Source organism: Rhodococcus sp. YL-1, from assembly GCF_001942025.1.
Classification (GTDB): Bacteria; Actinomycetota; Actinomycetes; order Mycobacteriales; family Mycobacteriaceae; genus Rhodococcus_F; species Rhodococcus_F qingshengii.
On record NZ_CP017299.1, the window covers coordinates 5,134,292 to 5,149,317 of the forward strand.

The 15,026-nt window shown below is 61.2% G+C and carries 16 protein-coding genes and 1 pseudogene; 7 read left to right on the top strand and 10 right to left on the bottom strand.

Going from position 1 to position 15,026, the window contains the following annotated elements; all coding sequences use genetic code 11:
- Nucleotides 1-15: 15 nt before the first annotated feature.
- Nucleotides 16-1,170: an alpha/beta hydrolase gene (locus tag BH682_RS23785; RefSeq protein ID WP_075834299.1), complete on the bottom strand. Its 1,155-nt coding sequence runs from the start codon at nucleotides 1,168-1,170 to the stop codon at nucleotides 16-18.
- A 38-nt stretch (nucleotides 1,171-1,208) separates the two neighbouring features.
- Here BH682_RS23785 and BH682_RS23790 point away from each other — a divergent pair, with 38 nt between their 5' ends.
- Together BH682_RS23790 and BH682_RS23795 are read left to right on the top strand one after the other, a co-directional pair.
- Nucleotides 1,209-1,667 (top strand): DUF5990 family protein, encoded by a 459-nt coding sequence (locus tag BH682_RS23790; RefSeq protein ID WP_075834302.1) that lies wholly within the window; start codon nucleotides 1,209-1,211, stop codon nucleotides 1,665-1,667.
- A 76-nt stretch (nucleotides 1,668-1,743) separates the two neighbouring features.
- On the top strand, nucleotides 1,744-3,225 hold the full coding sequence (locus BH682_RS23795) for a flavin-containing monooxygenase (protein WP_075834304.1): 1,482 nt from the start codon (nucleotides 1,744-1,746) through the stop codon (nucleotides 3,223-3,225).
- A 523-nt stretch (nucleotides 3,226-3,748) separates the two neighbouring features.
- On the opposite strand, the gene BH682_RS23805 is transcribed toward BH682_RS23795, so the two are convergent.
- Entirely contained in the window at nucleotides 3,749-4,519 is a 771-nt protein-coding gene (locus tag BH682_RS23805; protein WP_042452705.1) for an ABC transporter permease, read from the bottom strand.
- A gap of 50 nt (nucleotides 4,520-4,569) precedes the next feature.
- Complete coding sequence (locus BH682_RS23810) at nucleotides 4,570-5,007, bottom strand: GtrA family protein (RefSeq protein WP_020908979.1); 438 nt, start codon at nucleotides 5,005-5,007, stop codon at nucleotides 4,570-4,572.
- 141 nt (nucleotides 5,008-5,148) lie between these two features.
- Here BH682_RS23810 and BH682_RS23815 point away from each other — a divergent pair, with 141 nt between their 5' ends.
- Nucleotides 5,149-5,856 carry a TetR/AcrR family transcriptional regulator gene (locus BH682_RS23815; RefSeq protein ID WP_007731468.1) on the top strand — a complete coding sequence of 236 codons (708 nt, stop codon included), beginning with the start codon at nucleotides 5,149-5,151 and terminating at the stop codon, nucleotides 5,854-5,856.
- 49 nt (nucleotides 5,857-5,905) lie between these two features.
- Here BH682_RS23815 and BH682_RS23820 read toward each other — a convergent pair whose 3' ends face one another.
- A complete protein-coding gene (locus tag BH682_RS23820; protein WP_075834307.1) occupies nucleotides 5,906-7,402 on the bottom strand; it encodes an MFS transporter in 1,497 nt (498 codons plus the stop codon).
- A 99-nt stretch (nucleotides 7,403-7,501) separates the two neighbouring features.
- On the opposite strand from BH682_RS23820, the gene BH682_RS23825 reads away from it, so the two are divergent.
- Nucleotides 7,502-8,161: a TetR/AcrR family transcriptional regulator gene (locus BH682_RS23825; protein WP_080712681.1), complete on the top strand. Its 660-nt coding sequence runs from the start codon at nucleotides 7,502-7,504 to the stop codon at nucleotides 8,159-8,161.
- Nucleotides 8,162-8,170: 9 nt separating this feature from the next.
- Here the strand turns inward: BH682_RS23825 and BH682_RS23830 are convergent, their stop codons facing one another.
- The 6 genes and pseudogenes from BH682_RS23830 to BH682_RS23850 all read right to left on the bottom strand — a co-directional run bounded on the left by BH682_RS23830 (nucleotide 8,171) and on the right by BH682_RS23850 (nucleotide 12,140).
- On the bottom strand, nucleotides 8,171-8,374 hold the full coding sequence (locus tag BH682_RS23830) for a PspC domain-containing protein (RefSeq protein ID WP_003939828.1): 204 nt from the start codon (nucleotides 8,372-8,374) through the stop codon (nucleotides 8,171-8,173).
- Between the two features lie 190 nt (nucleotides 8,375-8,564).
- Nucleotides 8,565-9,413 carry an alpha/beta fold hydrolase gene (locus tag BH682_RS23835; RefSeq protein WP_020970664.1) on the bottom strand — a complete coding sequence of 283 codons (849 nt, stop codon included), beginning with the start codon at nucleotides 9,411-9,413 and terminating at the stop codon, nucleotides 8,565-8,567.
- 543 nt (nucleotides 9,414-9,956) lie between these two features.
- The gene (locus BH682_RS23840; protein ID WP_021332068.1) at nucleotides 9,957-10,919 is read right to left on the bottom strand and encodes a DUF389 domain-containing protein; all 963 of its coding nucleotides are present in this window, start codon (nucleotides 10,917-10,919) and stop codon (nucleotides 9,957-9,959) included.
- Nucleotides 10,920-11,095: 176 nt separating this feature from the next.
- Nucleotides 11,096-11,440, bottom strand: a pseudogene (locus BH682_RS23845) (transposase); the annotation flags it as partial.
- A gap of 23 nt (nucleotides 11,441-11,463) precedes the next feature.
- Nucleotides 11,464-11,631, bottom strand: coding sequence for a hypothetical protein (locus BH682_RS35965; protein ID WP_155277909.1), 168 nt, complete (start codon nucleotides 11,629-11,631; stop codon nucleotides 11,464-11,466).
- 155 nt (nucleotides 11,632-11,786) lie between these two features.
- Complete coding sequence (locus tag BH682_RS23850; protein WP_007731459.1) at nucleotides 11,787-12,140, bottom strand: winged helix-turn-helix transcriptional regulator; 354 nt, start codon at nucleotides 12,138-12,140, stop codon at nucleotides 11,787-11,789.
- 109 nt (nucleotides 12,141-12,249) lie between these two features.
- On the opposite strand from BH682_RS23850, the gene BH682_RS23855 reads away from it, so the two are divergent.
- The 3 genes from BH682_RS23855 to BH682_RS23865 all read left to right on the top strand — a co-directional run bounded on the left by BH682_RS23855 (nucleotide 12,250) and on the right by BH682_RS23865 (nucleotide 15,026).
- Nucleotides 12,250-12,870, top strand: coding sequence for a malonic semialdehyde reductase (locus tag BH682_RS23855; protein ID WP_075834309.1), 621 nt, complete (start codon nucleotides 12,250-12,252; stop codon nucleotides 12,868-12,870).
- A gap of 300 nt (nucleotides 12,871-13,170) precedes the next feature.
- Entirely contained in the window at nucleotides 13,171-13,818 is a 648-nt protein-coding gene (locus BH682_RS23860) for an ABC transporter permease (RefSeq protein ID WP_054187726.1), read from the top strand.
- A complete protein-coding gene (locus BH682_RS23865) occupies nucleotides 13,815-15,026 on the top strand; it encodes an ATP-binding cassette domain-containing protein (protein ID WP_007731456.1) in 1,212 nt (403 codons plus the stop codon). Before BH682_RS23860 ends, BH682_RS23865 begins: the two co-directional genes overlap by 4 nt.

A 15,026-nucleotide genomic window follows, 5' to 3' on the forward strand; every position in this document is an offset into this window, starting at 1 on the left:
CACACCACCAGGACATCACCTCATCAATCGATCGACGAACGCCATGGTCTGGTCCATCGAAGCGACCGTCGTTTGACCGTGGCTGATTCCGGCGAGTTCTTGATACTCGAACTGCGTTCCCCGCGAACGCATGTCGACCAGTTGCGCCCAGGTAAGGGCGACAGGAACCGTTGTGTCCGACACGCTCTGCACCACGCGCAGTGGACGGTCGTAGCCGTCGACCGGCACCTGCATCATCTCGCGGAACAGGTCGTACATGCGCGGCGTCCATACCGACCGAGAAAACAACGAGCTCAACTGGATTCGTTCGGCTCGAATGTGTCGGCCGAGATCTCCGGCGCACACTGTCCGAGCCTTTTCCATCCACTCGATCCCCTGCGGCGAGAGAACCTCGCGAATGTTCTCTTCGGGTCGTTGATCGTCGATCCCAGCCAGGACGTACAGCGCATATCCCACCAGCCCGGTGATACCGATGTCGGGAAACAGCGGGCCGCCCAACGGAAACAGCCCTTCCATGTGTGTGGGGCCTGCGACGACAACCGAGCCACGGAAATCCAATTCCGGTGCACGAGTGGTGGCATCGTGTCCCGCGAAGTACGCCGCATGACCACCTTCGGACAAACCCGCGACCATCCACCGCGGACTCAGCACATTGCCGTACAACTCGTGCGCGGCCCGCACGATGTCGACCGCATTCGCGCCGGCGGCATGTCCGTCGAGATAGGCCAGCACCCCGTCGGTACCAAGTCCCGAGTAGTCGGTAGCTACTACCGCGTATCCCTGTTCCAACCAGCGTTCGATCGGTTCGATCTCGCCCGGACCGAATCCGGTCGACGAGGGTGCACACTGATCCGCACTGCCCAAAGTTCCGTGGGCATAGGAGATGACGGGCCAACCGCCCGCCGGTGGGGCGCCTTCCGGCAGAAACACGGACCCTGACGACTCTCCCCATCTGTCAGCGGTACGCAGAGTTCGATACACGACCCGCTGCGTCTCACCGGCGCCGACTGGAAACACTGCGGCCGAGAGTTCGCCATAGGACTCCAGCGCACCCGCTACTTCCGGTTCGTCCGCCGTCGCCACTGCAACACCTGATCCCCACCCGTGACCTGACAACAGAATGCTCGCCACCACGGCCGCAACAAAGGTTCTACCCGAACGACTCACCACGCCAACCCCTCCCGACCTATGCAGAGCATGATGTCGATATGCAGATCATCATCACCGGCCACAGCCTGCCCGGGCGTGACTGTTCCGAAACCGCAACCTTCGAAGAGCGCAGCAACATCCACGTCGGCGTTCAGCGCCGAGGCAAGCCACACGAAATCCTCGACCTCGTACCGGGAGATACCGAGACAGTGCGATGGGAACTGACAGCGAGTCTGGAGCGAAAGTCCGGTGCCTGGGACATTCTCGGTCCATACATCCAGGGTCCACCTCGCGGACGCTTCATCTACCTGTCCTGGGTGACGGTATCCGATGACCAGACGTTCGAGATGTTTCGGCGCGCAAAGCTGATGCTCGACGCGATCCCCGAACACATCGCCGAGGAGGCCGACGCTTCCGGCATGCTCCACGGAGACCTCGGCCTCACCGACGCCGCAGGTAAACCACTGTGTGCGGCTATCCGACCGCCGACGATCACATGGTCACCCTCGCCTTACTGAGCATCGTTCAGTAGTGTGGAGATCGAACACTTAGTCTGCCCGGTGGCCCCACACGATCGATACGGAGTCCGAACTGATGAGCACCGAACACCTCGATGTCCTGATCGTCGGCGCCGGCTTGTCCGGCATCGGTGCTGCGTATCGACTCCAGACCGAGCTTCCCGGCAAGTCGTACGCAATCCTCGAGGCCCGTGCGAACAGTGGCGGAACCTGGGACCTCTTCAAATACCCTGGCATCCGATCGGATTCCGACATGTTCACGCTCGGCTACCCGTTTCGGCCGTGGACAGATGCCAAAGCAATCGCCGACGGTGATTCGATCCTCCGGTACGTGCGCGACACCGCGCGAGAGAACGGGATCGACAAGAAGATTCGGTACAACCGGAAGGTGACGGCCGCATCATGGTCGTCAGCGGACTCGACGTGGTCAGTCACGGTCACGACCGGCGACGAAGACGAAACACTGACCTGCAACTTCCTCTATCTCTGCAGCGGTTACTACAGCTACGAGGGCGGATACACCCCCGACTTCCCCGGACGTGAATCGTTTGCCGGCGAGGTTGTGCACCCGCAGTTCTGGCCCGAAGAACTCGATTACTCCGACAAGAAGGTCGTTGTGATCGGAAGCGGCGCCACCGCAGTCACTTTGGTCCCCACGATGTCACGGGACGCAAGCCACGTCACGATGCTCCAGCGATCACCGACATACATTCTGGCTCTGCCGTCCAGCGACAAATTATCGGACACCATTCGCGCAGTACTGCCGAATCAACTCGCGCACAGCATCGCTCGATGGAAGAGCATCGTAGTGAACCTGAGTTTCTACCAACTGTGCCGGCGCAGTCCTGCGCGTGCAAAGCGGTTGCTGAACCTCGCGATCAGTCGCCAACTCCCGGAAGAGATCCCACTCGATCCTCACTTCACACCCACCTACGATCCCTGGGATCAACGCTTGTGCGTCGTACCGGACGGCGATTTGTTCAAAGCCCTCCGATCCGGCAAGGCCTCGATCGAGACCGATCGCATCGACACTTTCACCGAGACCGGAATTCGTCTCGCGTCAGGTCGCGAACTCGAAGCTGACATCATCGTCACTGCAACAGGATTGAAGATGGAAGCGTGCGGCGGGATGTCGATCGAAGTGGACGGCGAACCCGTCACCCTCGGTGATCGTTACGTCTACAAGGGCATGATGATCAGCGACGTACCGAACTTCGCGATGTGCGTCGGCTACACCAACGCCTCGTGGACTCTGCGAGCAGATCTCACGTCGATGTACGTCTGCCGACTGCTGACGGAGATGGACAAGCGCGGCTATTCGAAGTGCGTGCCGCACGCGAGCGAAGAGATGGACCAGCGGCCGATCCTGGACCTGGCGTCGGGGTACGTCATGCGTGCTGTGGAACAGTTCCCGAAGCAGGGATCGAAGTCACCGTGGAACATGCGTCAGAACTACATCCTTGATCGTCTTCACTCCACGTTCGGGAGCATCAACGACCACATGACGTTCTCGAAGGCGCCAGCTCGACAGTCGACGCCGGAACCGAGCAAGAGTTGAGCGGACCACGAACAACCAGGTAGAGCAATCGGGCGAAGCCACCAATCGATCCGACGACAAAGAACACACCCGAACCTGCGACTACTGCACAGAGCGCACCGAGAACGATGATCGCCGACGCCTCTATTATTCGACCGGCGGACTCCGATCCGAGAACGTGTATTTCATCAACTCCTTCGTCCATAAAACTATTTTCAGCCAACCGTCCAGCCGGTTTGTAGGGACTTTAGTCGCGAGTCGGATCAAAATGGACTCATAATTGCAGGTCAAGCGTTCAGTTGGCCATTCCGGCCGGATGATCTCCAGTCCGTTCCGTTGTGATGGTCGGCAACAGAGTGCTGGTCGAATACATGGACGATTCACGAATCGACACGGTCGTATCAAATCTCCGTGCCTCTCCACCCACTCTTACGCAGGGTGTGGCCCAGCAGCGTGACCACCAGTGAAAACATCGGCAGGGCAATGATCACCCTCGCGGCAAACACCCCCGATCTTCCCGGCCGCGTCCTTCGCAGCGACAAGATCAACGAACTCGCGCAGGCCTGACAGCTTGACCTCGAAAGACGAAACCGCGGGCGACGAGTTCCAACGCCACGGCCACCGAGCAGGTTTGTGCCAACAACAACCCTGCCAATACAAGAATTTGCACAGCACCGGCCTGAACGGCCGATCCCGTCGCGAGCAACACACCGACAAAGGCTCCGGGCAATGTCACGAGGCCGACGGTGCGCGTCTGGTCGACTCCAGGCAGCAGAGCATCGGAGGCAGCGGTGCGGGCTACCTCCCACCGCGCATCGCGTTGGGAAAATCCAAGGCTCAGTGCTGCTTCCACTTCCCCGTACCGGTCGTCGACGGCGTCGAGTCCGCGTTTGGCTGCCATCGATGTTGCAGTCATCGCGCCACCCAGAACAATGCCGCCGATCGGCACCAGAGCGACGCCTTGCAGCGGAACCACTCCGGACAGCAGCATCAGTGGCAGAACCACACCGATTCCCGACGCCAACGCGATGGTCAGCCACACTCCGGACGTCCCCGCGTTCGAGCGTCGTGCCGCGGTGAAAGACGCTGCAACGAACATGCCGACGAGCACGAGGAGCGCCGACCAGATGTGGGCCAAGGCGGCGGCAAGGATCAACGAAATCGCAGCCAACTGAAGAGCGCCACGAGCGAGGGCACCGGGGACCACCCGAACGCTACCGAGATAGGTGAATCGGTAGACGAGCGTGGCGACAAGTGCCATGACGATGCAGAGCACAGCCAGACGGATGCCGGAGTCGGCTATCGAAAGGCTCATGGGTCTCAGTGTTCCCTACGAGCCGAGTCCGATCCGAATTCGAGAACCGCTCAGAACACCCAACCGCGAAGGGCGACGAATCGCAGGCCACCGACAATTCCGCTCACGGCGATCACAAGCCCGGCTTGAAGAAGCCCGTCGGCGCCTGGGAGAAGGAAGCCGAGCGCACTGATGGCGGCAGAACTGGCGATCAACCCGACCAGTGCGAGTCCACCGCCTTCCCACTGCGCGGTGAACCAGTTGACGCGATCCGCGGCGTGGAAGGTGAGCCGGCGATGCAGCTCATTGGCCAGAATGGTGCTCAAGACCGCACCAACTGCGTTGGCGACCAGCGCTCCGTCACCGCGCAGCGCCAGAAAAGCGGCAAAGTACAAGATGTTGCTGGCTCCGCCGACGAGGGCAAAACGAACGAGCTGAGCAAAGGCGCCGTCGCCGGCAAGGGCGCGAAGCCTCGTTGCCGCGAAACCTGCACTCCGCGTACCCACCATCGAGATCGGATTGCTCCCGACCCAGATGTCAGACGTGCTCATATCGGCTTCTCTCATACGGACAATCGGAACCACACGTTCCGCTTAGTAATATAGCACTAACGGAATCGATCATTCCGCTTAGTGCCGTAGACTGTGAGGATGCCGACAACACACCCCGACGCTTCTCATGCGGGGACCTCGGCCGACTGCTCACAGCCGCGCCTTCGGTCCGACGCCAAGGCCAACCTCGAGCGCATCCTCAACTCCGCTCGCGAGGTGTTCGCTGCCCAAGGACTCGACGCCACGCTGGCGGACGTCGCGAAGCACGCCGGCGTCGGCGTCGGCACCGTCTATCGCCGGTTCGCCAGCAAGGACGAACTGATCCAGGCACTGTTCGACACGCGGTGTTCCGAGATCGAAACGATCGCCGCCACCGCCCGCGAGATGCCCGACGCCTGGGAAGGTCTTGTCTACTTTCTCGACGTGATCTCTCTGCGCATGGCAGACAACCGCGGATTCGGCGATCTCCTGATGGACGGACGCTTCACGTCCGACACCTTCGCTCGCGCGCGCGCCGGGATCGCTCGACACACTGCGGTACTTGTCAATCGAGCCAAGGAACAGGGCACCCTGCGCAGCGACTTCGAAGTCAACGACATTCCGCTTCTCATGCAGGTCGTCAAGATGGCCCAGAAGTTCGGTGGCGACGAGGCCCCTCAGGCTTACCGCCGCGCACTCGGGTTCATGATCGACGGACTCTGCGCGTCCCGCACCGACCATCGGGAACTGCCCGTGCCGGCGCTGTCCTCCGAGCAACTCGATCACGTCCTTCATCGGTTTCAGGCAACGCCCGGGAAGAACTGCTGAGTCGATTTCGGGGTCGACGCCATTGCGGCGTCGACCCCGAAATTTGCTGTCAGTGGGCGATTACCGGTTCACCTTCCGGCGCATCCGGAAGCAGTCCACTCCGAAGAACCAGTCCGGTCAAGACCGCACCGACCGCGAATATGCCTGCGGCCCAATAGAACGTCGTGGTGTAACTCTCGACGGCGGCCTGCGCCTGAGTCAGCGGATTCATCTCGCGGCCCACCAGGTAGTTGGTGGAAGCCGAGGCGGCAATCGTGCTGAGCAGCGCAGTTCCGATCGAGCCGCCCACCTGCTGCATCGTGTTGACCGTGGCAGATGCGACGCCGGCATCTTCGTGATGCACGCCTGAAGTTGCTCCCTGCATCGACGGGGCGAAAATGCTGCCCATGCCGAGTCCGGTGACGACGAGCCCCGGCAGAATGTGTACTGCATAGGTGCTGTCCACGGAAATCTGGGCCAGCAGCGTCATTCCGATCGCCGCGATGACCATTCCGCTCACGATCAGCACTCGCGGACCGACGCGCGGCAGCAAAACCGCTGTCGAAAGCGTTGCCGCTGTCACGATTCCGAACACCATCGGCATGAATGCGAGGCCGGTCATGATCGGGCTGTACCCGAGGATCAGCTGCATGTAGTACGTCAGGAACAGGAAGACTGCGAACATGCCTGCGCCGGAAAGGAAGATCGCCAGGTACGAGCCAGCCCGGATTCGGTCGAGGACCACCCGCAGCGGAAGAAGTGGGTGCTCGGACTTGGTCTGCCAGTAGATGAACGCCGCCATGAACACGACGCCGGCAACGAGCCACGAGATAGTGGGAGTTGCACTCCACCCGTCCGACTCGGCCTTCGAGAATCCGAAGACGATGCTGAACAAGCTGATCGACACCAGGATCGTTCCGGGGATGTCGAGTTTGGGTCGCGAGTCACTGGTGTGCGGCGCGAGCAACAGGACTGCACCGACCAGGGCGATCGCCGCGAAGAAGAGATTCACGAAGAGGCACCAGCGCCAGTCGACCCACTCGGTGAGTGCGCCGCCGAGCAGCAGTCCGATGGCGCCACCACCGCCGGCAACGGCACCGAAGATACCGAACGCCTTGGCACGCTCACCTGGATCCGTGAATGTCACGGACAGCAGCGACAGGGCTGCCGGGGCAAGGAGCGCACCGAATACGCCTTGGCCGGCACGAGCGGCAACAAGCATTTCGAAGTTGACGGCTGCGCCACCGATGGCGGAAGCGACTGCGAAGCCGATCAGGCCGACGATGAAAGTTCGCCTGCGCCCGAACAAGTCGCTCAATCGACCGCCGAGTAGCAGCAAACTGCCGAACGCCAATGCGTATGCCGTGATGATCCACTGGCGGTCCGAATCACCGAACTCCAGTGAGCGCTGCGCAGCAGGCAGCGCGATGTTGACGATGGTGGCATCCAAGACCACCATCAGCTGCGCAATTCCCAGAACCGCGAGAACCAGCCACCGCTTTGCGTGGTTGTCCCCTGAAGGCGCTGAGGACTGCTCGAATTCAGTCCGTTCAGCAATGTCTGACATAGTCCCTCGCCCAACCTATGCGGAGATGGCTTCTCCGGTTAGCAAAAACGCTACACGAAAACGGAGAGGCTGTCTCCACTTGGCGGGTAGAGTGGGGACATGAGTACCGCAATGGAGCGCCCCCTTCGCGCCGATGCTGCACGTAATCGGCAGTTGATCATCGACGCCGCACGTGAATTGTTCGCCGAAGAAGGGATCGACGTCACACTCGACGACGTCGCCCGGCGCGCGGGGGTCGGCGTCGGAACGGTCTATCGGCGGTTCGCCAGCAAAGAAGAATTGATCGACGGAGTCTTCCAGCAGAACTTCGCCGACATGGCAGCGGCCGCGGACGCGTCACTTGCCAATCCGGATCCGTGGGACGGACTTGTCACCTTTGCCGAATTCGCCTGCAGCCGTATGTCGGTCAACCGCGGACTCAAAGACGTCCTGAACGGAACCGACGAGGGATGCGAGCAAGTCGCATGCCAACGATCCATCATCGAACCGTCGGTCGAGAGGATCTTCTACCGGGCCCAGGAGGCCGGGATGCTGCGCACCGACGCCGTACCGACGGACCTGTTCGGCCTCATCTTCATGGTGGGCGCAGTCACCGAATTTGCTCAGCCCGTCAACCCGACCGTGTGGCGTCGATACCTCTCGGTAATGCTCGACGGCCTACGCACGGAGGGCCTGCACCGTGACGCACTGCCCCTTCCTCCACTGAGTTCGGAGGAATTGCACGAGGCCAAGCAATGCCTGAAAGACCGCCGCCGTTGAGCGGTTCGGTCAGATCTGCTCACGAGGAATGAAAATCCACATCACGATGTAGATCAGAAACTGCGGGCCGGGCAGCAGGCACGAGAGTACGAACAGCAAGCGGACAGTCGACGACTTCCAACCGAAGTACCGAGCGATTCCGGCGCACACCCCACCGAACATTGCTCCCGAGCGAGCGCGGGTGAGCTTGCGGGTATTCATCGGGGAGGTCATGTGTTGTTTCCTTTCAACGGAACTCGCGGTTCATCCGCGTCGACCTCCACTATCCGCTGCCGATCCACCTGTGCGCATCAGGCCATGGACCCATCTTTTCCGACGCGGTGTGTCCTCAGGTACGAGTCCGTCCCCGCGTCTGACTCAGGGTTCTCCCCCACACCCCGGCCTCGGACCTCAGCTTCGCACCTCAGCAGGGAAACATGCGTCGAAGCCGTTTCGGAGCCGCAAAAGGTTGCCAGTTGTCGACGTCCTGCGCCAGACGATCGGCAACGGTCCACAACGCCGACGGGTTGTGGGTCAACCCCATGTGACTGCCTTGCACCGCAATGCTTTCCGACAGGCCTGCCGAGGTTTCACAGCACGCTTGCCATGGAACGATACCGTCGTGCCTGGAGTAGACCGACGTGGCGGGAACAGAAATAGGCGATCCCTGTTCGGATTCGATGCCGTCTACCGGAGGCAGTATCGCGTGATTGCCGGACAAACGAGCGTAGAGAGATCCGACTCTCGTCTGCTCCAGACTGGTGAGACCGAAAGGACTTCCGAGTGTCACTACTTGACGCACCGAATCCGGCAGGTCCCTCGCCAGCTTTCGAGCGTAGATACCGCCCAGACTCCAGCCGATCACCGACACCTTCTGCTCGTATCGATCTGCTACCTCGGCCAATGCGGCAGGCAGTCCGTCGACCACCGTCGCCGTCGGACCGGTGTTCAGACCCAGATTCCAACCGTGAACCCGGTAGCCGAGAAAGCTCAAGTATGTCCTCAAGGCGAGAGTCGAAACGTCCGAAGTCAGCAATCCGGGGAGAACGAGGACCGGATGCCCGTCCCCACGCGGCGATCGAAGCAACCACGGAGCCGCGAGAAGCAGTGAAGCGATGTCGACCAGTCCGCGCGTCGGCTCGCTCAGACACATCGCCAAGGATGGTGGCCCCGGAACGAGTGGGTCGACTTCACGAATCAGCGTCGATCGCTGCGCCCAATCGAATTCGGTCTCCGCGAAATCGATCGCCGAGACTTCCGCAACTACGGACACCTGAACTCCTGTCGGCCGGTGCCCTCGTCGGGGCGTGTGGTGGGGCGGTTCCGCGAGCTGTGTGCTCAACCCGCGGAACCTTGTCCTCATCCACCACCGGTAGCGAACCAGGACCCGTTCTGCCCACAGATTCGTGACCAAAGGCCTCTCGACCATACGAACACTGTGTGATCCAGAACACTAGTTTTGGTTACGTTGCATCTACGTTGCGTAGATGTTTCGTCGCTACCAAGGAGAAGCTCGACAAGTCTTGTCAAGCACTGCGGCAGGCCGTTTCCTCCGGCAGAGCCGTCGGCGCTGCAGGTCCGAAGGGTCTGAGTGAAGTCACGCGGCCAATCGGTTTCGGCTCGATTGATCCCCTTTTCCAGTCGCTGCAACCAGCCTGGAAGCCATGATCGGTACAGACAGCGGTACCCAGATCCGACAGTTCGCATGCCGGATCTGTTTGTCGCGGCGTTTGTCGGCGCAGACATTCCCACCGATCCGCAAGACAGCTGTCAGCCTGAAGCCTCGAAAGTCCAGTTCCGGCAGTGGGTCAGGCGCCTACGGCGATGTGCCAGGCCTGGCGTCCCGGCGCGTGACTGATTTCCATTGGCGACCGGATCGGGGCAACGAGAACAGCAGCAGCACAACTACTCCAGCGAGCACGATACCGATCAGATTGACACCGAGCTGAGCCAGCGAACTCAGCACGACATTCCACTTACCTGCGAAGACCGCAACGACCGCCAATCCCGCAGCTGGCACCGTCGTCACCGAGATGAACACCCCCACCAGGACCGTAGAGGTAGAGGTGACCGTTGCCAGCATGCCAGCCGCTCCCGCCAGCAGTGCTACCACCAGTGAGAACGGCCCCACCTCGTAGATGAAGTCGAATGCGCGGGCGTTCTCGACATCGCCGATTCCGACCCAGCCCAGACGAATCCACAGCAAGGTAGCCAGGCCGGTGAGGGCCATCGCGGCCGGAAACGAGATCGCGAGGGTACGAATCGAATTTCGCACGAGATCTTTGTCTCGACGTACCAGACCCACTGAAAGCGCTGCCAGCGGCCGGAACTCCGGCCCCACCACCATTGCACCGACCAGGGTCAGCGGCGACGCCGTGGCAACACCGACTGCCGAGAGCAAAAACGCGATCACCAGGAAGGCCAGGAACGCCGGAGTCAGTCGGGCACCTTCGCGCACCTGACCGAGCAACTGCTCCCACACCACTGTCTCGTCGGGTCTTCTCGGGGCCGCAGTGTCCGCCCGTTCTGCGGAGAAGGACAGCATGGTTCCCGCCGGCTCGAACGAAATACCGCCAGCCCTCACCAGGTCCAGAGCAGTCAACGCGGCAAGCACGTCGTTCGCGCATGCGCGGGCTACATCGGCCTCGATCACATCTCCCGGCGGATCGACAGCGGCTCTGAGTGCGAGTGTCACATGAGTAGCCCCAGGTTCGGCGGCCAACATGTTCAGCACATCTCCGGTCCGCTCACTCGGCGAGATGACACGCAGATGCAGCACAGTATTGTCTCCTTCAGCCGGCGGTGGCCTCGGGTGCAGGCAGCATCGACGGCCGGTCCATCACCGGAAACCATAGCGGGCTCGGACATGTCTCAACACCGTGGATTCTCAGCGCTACGAGCCACACTCCCCCCGGCGCACATACATCTACGGCACTGCGTTAGTCGCTAGGGCGCTCACGCAGTCGCGGCGGTAGTCGGTCCAAGTTGATAGATCGCGTTATCGCGGAGGAGCGCCCACCACACGTTCAGTCTCCGCCTCCCAACGCAAGAACCGCCTGCGTATGACACTGCCCCTCGGCCCGTTTGCGGGTACAAAAAGCCTACGACTGAGCGTTGTGCCGGATACTGTGCTGCGCGGACAGATAGAAGGCCCGCAACAGCCTGCGGTCGTACCTGCGCGGCCGGCGCAGATTTCCACTGACTCGGCCCGAATCTCGCGGCACAGGCGCTAGACCCTGAGATGCCGGCCAATCTGTCTGCGCTTCCGAACGCAGACACGTCACCACCCGTGGCGGCGACATCTGCCCAGCCACCCGCACCAGCTACCCGTTTGCGGCCTCGACCGCGGCGTCGTCAATCCGAGAGGCGTTGTATGCCTTCTTGTTCCGGAACCACACTTCCGACTTCGTCCGGCCGAATTTTCGAAGTCCGTCAGGCGATTGATAGGTCGAGTCGTCGAGAACACCGGGCGGCCGTTCTCCTTCAGCCATGCGAACAGCAGCACAAAAAGAGCCATACCCGGCGTCCCCAGGCAGCCCCGAACCGACAAATGTTCGGCCAGTATCGCCCGGGAAAAACGGTAAGGAAATAACAACTGGCAGAAACAGGACCCGCGCAGTCGCTGAACTGCCGTTCGAGCTAGCGCTCAGTTCGAGCAACTCTCGGGTGGCAGATTTTCGGCGGCCCACGTTGTCAGTTCACTGAGAGCGGGGAGCAGCGCCTGCCCCGACGCTGTGAGTTCGTACTCCACGGCGATGGGCGGACCTGCATCGACGCTCCTCGTCACCAGGCCTGCCCCTGCCAACTCCGTCAGGCGTTCCGAGAGCACCGAATCACTGATCCCGCCCACCGCGCGCTTGAGTTCGGAGAATCCCGCCGGCCCGTTCAGCAGCGTGCCGAGAATGACGCCGTTCCACCGTTTGCCCAGGAAGCCGAACGCGCGGGCCAGAGCCCCGTCACATGCGCGGGGCTCGTGTCCCGCTTCGCTCTTGCTTGCCACCCCACCATCCTAGCCACAGTGCTAACGTATCCGTAGGCACTATTTTTTTACTAGCAACTAGCTTTACCGGGTGATGCTCGGTCGAGCTACCACGGAACGGAAACCCCCGATGCCTCTCGACGCAGCCACCCCATTCACCGCACAGCAACTCGACGAAGCCGGCCGCGAGCTCCTCTTCACTGCGGCTCGCACCGCCAACTCCTTCTCGAACGAACCTGTGACCGACGACGAACTGACTGCGATCTGGGAGCTCGCGAAGTGGGCACCGACCGCGGCCAACACCAATCCGCTACGTGTGCTGTTCGTCCGTACCGAGGAAGGCAAAGCACGCCTCGTCGAGCACATGGCAGACGGCAACAAAGCCAAGACCGAGGCCGCTCCTGCAGTTGCCGTACTGGCGGTGGACACCGAGTTCTACAAGCACATCCCCAACCTGTTCCCCATTCGCCCGGAGATGAAGGACTACTTCGAATCCGACGAGGCTGCCGCCAGTTCGACGAGTCGGTTCAATGCCGCACTTCAGGCCGGCTATGTGATCCTCGCGATTCGCGCACAGGGTCTGGTCGCCGGCCCGATGGCCGGGTTCGACGCCGACGGCATCGACGGCGAATTCTTCGCAGACGGACGTTTCAAGACGATCCTCGTGGTGAACATCGGCCATCCCGGTGAGAACCCCTGGTTCGATCGTCTGCCGCGCCTCGCCGATGAGGATGCGCTCAGCTGGGCCTGAGGCCAATTCGGACAAATCAAGCAATGCGGGAGAGTTCTGCGGAACTCTCCCGCTTTGCCATCTCCAGCGCGTTTCAACTCTGCTCGCAGTGGGTACATACCCGCGTCTCGCAAAATCTCACGTCCAGAACAACATCCGACACGCTGCAATCGGAATTAGTTGCAGTATCTCAGTTTTTGGACGACAGTCGAGGGAAACCCCTCGGCCTACGGAGGCTGTGGGGAAAGCCCTTGTGCGCCGGTCGGTGTCGAGGGAAGACGTTCGAGCGAGCAGAAGTCCGAAGAAAGTGGGTTCGGAAATATGGGCGCGCTATGGGATTTTGTCGTTGCACGACGACAACAGTTGTTGACCGACTCGTACCTTCATGTTTCAGCAGTTATCCAGTCCGTGATCATCGCGACGATCGCCGCCGTGATCATCGGCATTCTCGTCTACCGGAGCCCGGCGGGATCCTCCATCGCTACGGCGTTGGCCAGCACGATCCTGACGGTTCCTTCATTCGCCCTCCTCGGACTGCTCATTCCGATTCTCGGTCTCGGCGTCGCTCCCACGATCACCGCGTTGATCTTGTATGCCCTGCTCCCGATCATTCGGAACACGATCATCGGTCTGGATGCAGTCAACCCGGCGATCACGGACGCAGCCCGCGGTGTCGGAATGAATCGCATGCACGTACTGAGTCGAATCGAGCTACCGATCGCGTGGCCGTCGATCCTCACCGGCATGCGGGTCAGTACACAGATGCTCATGGGCATCCTCGCCATCGCGGCGTACGCCAAAGGTCCTGGTCTGGGAAACCTGATCTTCTCCGGACTCTCGCGTGTCGGTAGCCCGAATGCTGTTCCGCAAGCGCTGGTCGGCACCGTACTGATCGTCATTCTCGCTCTGATTCTCGACGGAATCTACGTCGTCATCGGTCGTCTCACTACTTCGAAGGGGCTGCAATGACTGAAACCATTCCGTCTGACGTATCCACAGATCAGAAGGTATCCGGGGTCGAGATCGTCCTGGAGTCCGTCACCAAGCGGTACCCGGGCCAGAAAGCTGCAGCGGTGGACAATGTTTCGCTGACTGTTCCGGCCGGTGAGATCGTGGTCTTCGTCGGACCTTCGGGTTGCGGCAAAACAACGACGATGCGCATGATCAACCGCCTGATCGAACCTACCTCCGGCAAGATCACCATCGACGGCAAGGACGCGCTGTCGATCGACCCGGACAAGCTCCGCCGTGGCATCGGGTACTCGATCCAGCAGGCAGGCTTGTTCCCGCACTTCACGATTGCGAAGAACGTCGCGACTGTCCCGGGTCTGATCGGTTGGGACAAGAAACGTATCGCAGCGCGCACCGACGAGATGCTCGACCTCGTAGGCCTCGATCCCGATACCTATCGCGACCGCTACCCTCGCCAATTGTCCGGCGGGCAGCAACAGCGTGTGGGCGTGGCACGGGCGCTGGCTGCCGATCCTCCGGTGCTGTTGATGGACGAACCTTTCGGTGCCGTCGATCCGATCACCCGCGGCCTGCTCCAGGACGAACTGATGCGTCTGCAGTCGGAGTTGGGTAAGACCATCGTCTTCGTCACCCACGATTTCAACGAGGCAGTCAAACTCGGTGACCGTATTGCCGTGCTGGGCAATCAGTCCAGCATCATGCAGTACGACACTCCGGAAGCGATTCTCGCCAATCCCGCAAACGACATGGTCGCCGGATTTGTCGGGGCGGACGCCTCGCTCAAGCAGCTGACCCTGACACGCGTGCGCCAGATCAAACTCAAGCAGTGCCTCACCGCCCGCGAAACCGATTCGGTCGATGATTTGAGAACCGCACTCGCAGCGCGTAAGTGGAAGTGGGCCCTGATTCTCGATCAGCGCGGACGGCCGCTTCGCTGGGTCTCGCCCGGCCACCTCGCCCATGCGTCGACTCTTCGAGGTGTCGGTAACGAGATCGGCGAAGCCGTGTCCATCCAGTCCACCCTGCAGGATGCGTTGGAAGCTCTTCTCGCAGAGAGCAATGCGTCCACCGTGGTCACCGGACGGCGTGGCGAGTACGTCGGTCTCATCACCATCGACACACTGGTCAGCCATCTTTCCGAAATGCGCGAGGAGCATGCGCACGACCACGACGAAGAGCCAGACACCGAGAACGTCGAGGGTTGA

Excerpts from the sequence above, each read along its gene's own strand:
- BH682_RS23790 (WP_075834302.1), top strand. The coding sequence starts at position 1,209 with ATGCAGATCATCATCACCGGCCACAGCCTGCCCGGGCGTGACTGTTCC.
- BH682_RS23795 (WP_075834304.1), top strand. The coding sequence starts at position 1,744 with ATGAGCACCGAACACCTCGATGTCCTGATCGTCGGCGCCGGCTTGTCC.
- BH682_RS23805 (WP_042452705.1), bottom strand. The coding sequence starts at position 4,519 with ATGAGCCTTTCGATAGCCGACTCCGGCATCCGTCTGGCTGTGCTCTGC.
- BH682_RS23810 (WP_020908979.1), bottom strand. The coding sequence starts at position 5,007 with ATGGTGGGTACGCGGAGTGCAGGTTTCGCGGCAACGAGGCTTCGCGCC.
- BH682_RS23815 (WP_007731468.1), top strand. The coding sequence starts at position 5,149 with ATGCCGACAACACACCCCGACGCTTCTCATGCGGGGACCTCGGCCGAC.
- BH682_RS23820 (WP_075834307.1), bottom strand. The coding sequence starts at position 7,402 with ATGTCAGACATTGCTGAACGGACTGAATTCGAGCAGTCCTCAGCGCCT.
- BH682_RS23825 (WP_080712681.1), top strand. The coding sequence starts at position 7,502 with ATGAGTACCGCAATGGAGCGCCCCCTTCGCGCCGATGCTGCACGTAAT.
- BH682_RS23830 (WP_003939828.1), bottom strand. The coding sequence starts at position 8,374 with ATGACCTCCCCGATGAATACCCGCAAGCTCACCCGCGCTCGCTCGGGA.
- BH682_RS35965 (WP_155277909.1), bottom strand. The coding sequence starts at position 11,631 with ATGGCTGAAGGAGAACGGCCGCCCGGTGTTCTCGACGACTCGACCTAT.
- BH682_RS23855 (WP_075834309.1), top strand. The coding sequence starts at position 12,250 with ATGCCTCTCGACGCAGCCACCCCATTCACCGCACAGCAACTCGACGAA.
- BH682_RS23860 (WP_054187726.1), top strand. The coding sequence starts at position 13,171 with ATGGGCGCGCTATGGGATTTTGTCGTTGCACGACGACAACAGTTGTTG.
- BH682_RS23865 (WP_007731456.1), top strand. The coding sequence starts at position 13,815 with ATGACTGAAACCATTCCGTCTGACGTATCCACAGATCAGAAGGTATCC.